The 4,037-nt window shown below is 65.9% G+C and carries 4 protein-coding genes; 3 read left to right on the forward strand and 1 reads right to left on the reverse strand.

Features of this window, described 5'->3' with window-relative positions; genetic code table 11:
* Positions 1-214: 214 nt before the first annotated feature.
* Positions 215-1,201: an NAD(P)H-binding protein gene (locus ASG32_RS29565; protein ID WP_042672400.1), complete on the reverse strand. Its 987-nt coding sequence runs from the start codon at positions 1,199-1,201 to the stop codon at positions 215-217.
* A 1,528-nt stretch (positions 1,202-2,729) separates the two neighbouring features.
* On the opposite strand from ASG32_RS29565, the gene ASG32_RS29570 reads away from it, so the two are divergent.
* The 3 genes from ASG32_RS29570 to ASG32_RS29580 all read left to right on the forward strand — a co-directional run bounded on the left by ASG32_RS29570 (position 2,730) and on the right by ASG32_RS29580 (position 3,945).
* Positions 2,730-2,918 (forward strand): nuclease, encoded by a 189-nt coding sequence (locus tag ASG32_RS29570; protein ID WP_244492296.1) that lies wholly within the window; start codon positions 2,730-2,732, stop codon positions 2,916-2,918.
* A 572-nt stretch (positions 2,919-3,490) separates the two neighbouring features.
* Positions 3,491-3,661, forward strand: coding sequence for a hypothetical protein (locus tag ASG32_RS29575; protein ID WP_244492298.1), 171 nt, complete (start codon positions 3,491-3,493; stop codon positions 3,659-3,661).
* A 92-nt stretch (positions 3,662-3,753) separates the two neighbouring features.
* Positions 3,754-3,945 carry a hypothetical protein gene (locus ASG32_RS29580; RefSeq protein WP_020095026.1) on the forward strand — a complete coding sequence of 64 codons (192 nt, stop codon included), beginning with the start codon at positions 3,754-3,756 and terminating at the stop codon, positions 3,943-3,945.
* Positions 3,946-4,037: the final 92 nt, after the last annotated feature.

A 4,037-nucleotide genomic window follows, 5' to 3' on the forward strand; every position in this document is an offset into this window, starting at 1 on the left:
GTCCGCCCGGGCCGGGCGACGCTCAATCGGCGCAGGGCCTTCGGCTCAACCCGCCGACGTCGACGCTGCCACCCCTCCCGCGCGAGCGGGTTCGTTCACCCATCCATCTGAGACGTTGGGGAGAGCCATGCGCGGCGGTAGAAGCTGGCCGAAAGATGCCGGTCTGCTCCGGAGTGAAACTGCCAGAAAAGCCGACACCTCCTGTCGCGCGTCGTCAGAACACCGCGTGGTCGCCGCGCTCGGCGACCGCCTCGCCACGGACCACGCGCGCATAGTAGTCGAAGAGCGTCTCCGATCCCGTCGACGGAGTGGCCTGGGCATCGTATCGCCCGGTCGCCGGGTCCAGGACGAGCATGGACTCCGTCGCGTAGTAGCGCCCGATCCGCGCGAGTTCGGCCTTGGCGGCCAGGGCCGGCACCCATCGGCCCATCGTCGTCAGAACGGCGACGATCGCGTCCAGCAGCACGACCGGAATGTGCGTGAAGCGCGGTTCGCGCCCCAGAAGGGCGAAGAGCCGCTCGCCCTGCGCGCGTGGCGTGATCGCCTCGCCCGGGCCGCCGATCGGCAGAACGCGATTGCGGCGGTCCCCATCGTCGAGGCAGTCCGCGAGATAGCGGCCAAGGTCGTCGTCGCTGATCGGCTTGCAGGCCGTCAAGGTCCCGTCCCCGAACACCAGAAATGGCTTGCCGCGTTTCACGCGTTCGATCTGTCCCGAGAGCGATTTGAAGAAGGCGGTGGGCCGAACGATCGTGTAGTCGAGCCCCGATGCGATCAGCTCTGCCTCGAAGGCGCGCTTGGCGTGCTGAAAAGCGAGGATCGGCTTCTGGACGCAGATCGCCGACAGAAGCACGACATGCGTGACGCCGGCCGTCCGGCCCGCGTGCAAGGCCTCGACCTGCGCGCCGTAATCGATCGCCCAGGCATCGTCGGGCAGCCCCGTGCGCGAGGCGAGGCACGACACCAGGGCGTCGAAGCGTTCGCCGCGGACACCGTCGCGCGCCAGCGACACCGTGTCGGTCAGATCCACGATGCGCGCGGTAGCGCCTGACGGGATCGCGGTTTCGGCAGGGCGCCTGACGAGGCAGACGACCTCGTGGCCGCGCGAGACCAGTGCCCGAACCGTTGCCCGGCCGATTGTGCCGGTCGCTCCCAGGAAGAGGACACGGCGCGGCCTCACACCGTCCGGTCGATCCGCTTTCATGATCGCTTCATCACGACGTTCGACCATCCTAGCGCGACGGCGACGCTTGCGCTGCCCCGTCGAACGGCGAGAGAGAAGATACGACGGGATCCGCAGAATGATCCGCGTCAATCTTGACGTTCAGCTGCGCGAGACCGCCTGTCCAGTGTCGACCCTTGGCCTGAGGTGGCTTCCGCTCTCCACCCCAGGCAGTCGCGAAGCCGGACGGTGCGCACCCTGTAAGTGCGCAACCGGCAGTTCGCTCACTTGCGTCGCGCAACGCGGGGTGCGCAACGCGAACTTGCCGGCGCCCTCCCTGACGAGCCCGCGCTACGCCGCAGGAAGGTGGCGGGCGGGTTCGGCACGCGCCAGCGGGGCAGTTCCAGCGCGCCTTCGAGGAAGCGTCGGCCGCGGACAGGACGCCGGCGCAGGCCGGGAGCGGGGTGGCGAAGAAGGCCGAGAATCTGGCCAAGCGGATGCCGGACGCCGGATGCCGGGCGCAGCGGCGCCGAAGGTGGTGGCCGGCGGTAGACCGGCGAGGCGGAGAGCGTCACGGTTTCCGGTCAGTGGGGTGCAGATCCCCGACGACGTCGCCGACAGCCTGCAGGGCTGATCGTTAGCCGCGCCCCTTGGCCGCGAACCCCCAGACCGGCCGTCTCGAGAACGGTCTCTTCGTCTCGCGATCGGCTTCGAGCCGGTCAACGCGAGGGCGATTCGAACGGCACCACCGTCGCCATAGGCTGAACGATTCCGGTCGTCGCTACATCGACCGGTCGACCAAATGTCTGTGCCCAACTCAACTGAATGACGCTGATTCTTTCTTGTCCGACAGATCGTCTCCGAGATATCTCACTACGTCGACTCTTAGAGAAGCCGATCCAGCGCACGACCGGATGCGCGCACTTGTTGCGTGAATTAAGCGATTGCCCGATTTGATACCGAACGCGGGTCGAGCACTTGCACTTTTGTCTCACGATACACATGGAATGCGGCTCCCTCCGGCAGCAGTGAGGGGCCACTGCAGAATTCAGCCGGACGAGCTGGATCTATATTTCGACACGATGATCCTCGATGTCGGCCAGATGATAATTCAGTAATAATTTACCCATCGATGATGATATAACATTGTCTGCTTGAGCTGAAATCGCGGCCAATGCGCGGGCATGCAACTAAATAACGTTCCCGCGGTGATACATTCGAGCGCGAATGGTGGTCTCGCACAGGCGAAATGCTCGACGGTCCCGCGACGAACTCTCCATTTCTGGACCAGCGAGACGCCTGCTCAGATCAGTCACCCTCTGGGTGCACCGGAATGCGCACCGCCGTTGCTGCCCCCCTCGATAGCGCTGTCGCAGAGGGAACAGGCTGCGGGTGAGGTCAGGCTGACCGGTTTTCATCGCTGCGGGCTGATCCGAGCGTTTACCGATCGGCCGTGTTTCGGTCACCGACGGCGACACCGGGGTGATCTGCGGGACCCGCATCCGCCGTCGGACTGGAAGCGTGCCGAGTGCGCCAGTGGCGTCGAGACCGTTCGGAAATGGAGAAGCCCGTGGCGCCCACGGCAGCGCTCACGCGGGCTGTCTGCGGGATCGAGGGCGACATCCCGCGCAAGGACGACGAGATCGACCAGCTTCCCGGAAGCAGGGACTACGACCGGACCGTGATCGACACGGGCTCCGGCGAGCGCTTACTCTGCCGCGAGGTCGAGGCCGCGGGCTGGCGAGCGGCGCGCGGGTGATGGACGCGCCCGTCCCTGAACTTCCCTCGACATCAACCGTTCCTGTGCCACAGCAATCGCAGGGACGACTTCATGACTCGCACGCTCGCGGCGCTCGCAGGAGCCTTGTCCATCGCCCTGGCCGCGCCGGTCTCAGCGCAAACGGTGACAGGCGGCGCTGGAAACACCGGGGTCGCCCCGCCGGCGACAACCGGAGGTGCCGGCCCGGGTGCCCGGGATCTTGGACCAAGCCCGGTCACCCGTGGAAATGAGGCCAACTCGAGCAACTCGTCGATCCCGGGCACGACGCCGGGCGTCAACATTGGCGGCACCCCCACGAGTGGGCCGCCCGGCACTGGCGGCACGTCGGGCGGCCCGTCACTCGGTCGGTAAGCCCGCTCGGCCCCGCCCCGATCTGCTCACGGGGCGGGGGAGCGCCTGATCTCACCAGCGTGTGAGCCGAGCCGATACGCAACGCGGCCCGGCGGCAGGTTCGCGGCCCGCGGTTACCGGGCGGTATCCCATGTACCGAAAGCAAGTTTTAAGATTACCGTTCTATATGTCTGACATCGCATTGCGTTCCGATGTTGACCATGACCCTCGCGCTGTTGGCCGTCCTGATTGCCGGGGCGCTGTGTCTCGGAATGATCTCCGCGTTCATGCCGTTTCAGCGTCCGCGCGAGGAGATCGAGTTGGCAGAGTTCACCGACGACGAATTCTTCGACATCGGCGGCCCGATCATCGATTTGCAGGCGACGCGCTAGGGGCGCTCGACACGGACTCGCCATTCATCGGTCGGCGGGGCATCGAGAGGCGCGCCACGGCGCGCCGGGCAGGTCAAAGCGAGAGGTGCTTCGTGGACCCCCAGCCATTCACCATCGACACCGAGGCCCAGGCTCAGACGTACCTGACCGATCTCCTCAACAATCCGAAGAACCGGTCGATGAGCGAGATCGCGAGACACTGCGCCCTGCGGGTCCGCAACCCGAAGATCAAGGCGTTCTTTCTGACCGAGGGCGCGAAGATGCTCGCCGAGATGAAAGCCTAGGGCGTCTCTGCAAACTCATGTGAGCCAGAGCATGGTCATGCCGAGGGTGACCATGGCGAGGTAGTTGGCAGCCCGCTTCTCGTAGCGGGTGG

This window comes from Methylobacterium sp. Leaf361, assembly GCF_001424445.1.
In the GTDB taxonomy this organism is placed as follows: domain Bacteria; phylum Pseudomonadota; class Alphaproteobacteria; order Rhizobiales; family Beijerinckiaceae; genus Methylobacterium.